Below are 2252 nucleotides of genomic sequence, written 5' to 3' on the forward strand. Positions count from 1 at the left end.
AATCCCGAACGCCTGGCCCCTCTTCCGTCGAGGTGCGAAATGTGGATCGTCGTTGCCGCTTGGGTCGCTGCGACTCTCGTGTTCTGCTCGTTCTTCATGAAGACGATGATCCCGCTGCGGATCGTCGCGATCACGAGCAACATGGCCTTCATCACCTACGCGCTTCTCGGTCTGCACTACGGCGTCTTCGGGAGGGTCTACCCGATCCTGGTTCTCCATGCCTGCCTTCTCCCACTCAACGTTCTCCGCCTACGCGAGCTCCAGAGGCTCATCGCGGCAGTGCGGGGCGCCAGTGACGCGGACGCGCTCGAGGCCCTCGTCCCGTACATGAAGGGCGAGGATCATCCCGAGGGCGACGTGCTCTTCAGGGCCGGCGACGCGCCCGACAAGCTATACGTGATCGATAGTGGTCACGTCGACTTTCCGGAGCTTCACAAGCGTCTGTCGGCGGGGGACGTTTTCGGGGAGATCGGCCTCTTCGCACCGCAGCAGGTACGCACGGTCACGGCGATCTGCGCAGACGACTGCCGCCTCGCGACGATCACCGGCGACAGGGTCCTCGAGCTCTACTACCAGAACCCGAAGTTTGGCCTTTTCCTCATCCGCCTCGTCTCAGGCTATCTCCGCCGCGGCCGTGAGATCGAGGCACCGGGGCTCGCGTAAGCCCTGGCGTTGACCCGGCTCGCGAGGAAAGAACGAGGCAGCAGGCGGGGCGGCTATGCGGATGAGAGGACTTGAACCTCGACAGGGTTGGAAGTCCTGTGGAGGGATGTCCGGCAAGATGGCGGGAGTGGCTTGGCTGCGCTCTTTTTGGCGGTCGAACGCTTCTCTCGCCGCTTCCTTCGGTGACCGGTCCTTGACGCGCTTGGGCACTGATTGGGCATCGCTTTCGTCTGATGAGCCGACGGGGTAGCGGCGTTCTTGCGGTATTCAGCGTCGTCGCCGTCGTTGGATGCGGTGGATCTCACGGCGGAGCTGAGCGGCTAACGCACGACGAGTTCGCAGACAGGATGAATTCCATCTGCATGAGCCATAACGCCCGGCTCCGCGAGCCTCCAATCCAGCGTGGCGACCCGGCCTCCGACCGCCGTTGGTTGGAAACAGCGCGGGATGAGCTAACCCAACTTGAGCGACTGCGCGCTCCGGAACGAGACGTGGAGCGGCTTCAGCGGGCATACGGGCACTGGTCGAAGGGCTTAGATCACCTCGAAGATCTCCTCCATGCACTGGAGACGAACAATCGTTGAGAGGGAATTGAGGCGTTCCACGCGATGGCGGCCGAAGTTCGAGCGATCGATCGGCTGATCCCGGATTACCCGGCGGCGGATTGCTGGGGCCCGAGCTGAGCCGGCGAGTCCGTTGTCCCAGAGGGTTCTTAGCAACGTCTGGGCACCGGAAACCGCAAGAACCGGCTATGCGGATGAGAGGACTTGAACCTCCACGGGGTTGCCCCCACACGGACCTGAACCGTGCGCGTCTACCAATTCCGCCACATCCGCGCGGCCGACCATTGTAGCCGCGCCTCTTGCGAGGGACGAGCGCCGCGCGGCCCCGCCGCGCATCGAAACGAGCAGCACGCGGCTACGATTCGCGCCCAGGGTTTCTCGACGAGGGAGGGGCATGTACAGGGTTCTCTTGGCGGCGATCGTCGCCTGCACGATCTTCGTCGGCGGCGCCGACGCGATCACCACAACCGGCTTCCCCGACAACGGCCGGCACCCGAACGTCGGGGCGATCATGGTTCCGGCCCGCAGCGGCGTCGGGTACGCGGAAGTCTGTTCGGGAACGCTCGTCTCGCCGACGGTCTTCCTGACGGCGAGCCACTGCACGGCGTTCCTCGAGGCCGATCCGAGGCCAGAGTTCGTGACGTTCGACGAGACCGACGTCGAGCCGTTCCCGTCCGGGCTCATCCCGGCGACGGCGCGGACGAACCCGGCGTACAAGGGCGGCGTCCGCGAGGACGTCTCGGTGATGGTCCTCGGCTCGCCCGTAAGCGGGATCCCGTTCGCCGCGCTCCCGAAGCAGGTGGGCTACCTCGACACGCTCGGGCTCGACCAGAGCACGAAGCTGACTGTCGTCGGCTACGGAACGAGCGAGAAAATCATCGTCAAAGGCGAGAACGGCCCGCAGTTCCCGTTCGAGGGTGACCGCGGATACGGGATCGGCTCGTTCAACGCGCTGACGTCGCAGTGGCTGAAGATGAGCCAGAACGCCGCCCACGGCGACAGCGGCGCGTGCTACGGCGACTCGGG

General features: G+C 65.0%; 2 protein-coding genes and 1 tRNA gene. 2 read left to right on the forward strand and 1 reads right to left on the reverse strand.

Annotation, left to right across the window (positions count from 1 at the left end; translation table 11 throughout):
- A partial coding sequence (locus tag VFA08_05375) for a cyclic nucleotide-binding domain-containing protein (GenBank protein ID HYZ13021.1) occupies nt 1-663 on the forward strand: 663 nt, incomplete at its 5' end.
- A 752-nt stretch (nt 664-1415) separates the two neighbouring features.
- Here the strand turns inward: VFA08_05375 and VFA08_05380 are convergent.
- Nucleotides 1416-1499: transfer RNA gene (locus tag VFA08_05380), tRNA-Leu, on the reverse strand.
- Nucleotides 1500-1620: 121 nt separating this feature from the next.
- Between VFA08_05380 and VFA08_05385 the strand changes: the two genes are divergently transcribed.
- Nucleotides 1621-2252 (forward strand): hypothetical protein (locus tag VFA08_05385; protein ID HYZ13022.1); only part of this gene is annotated, 632 nt, incomplete at its 3' end.

Source organism: Actinomycetota bacterium, from assembly GCA_035640355.1.
Classification (GTDB): Bacteria; Actinomycetota; UBA4738; order UBA4738; family HRBIN12; genus CALGFI01.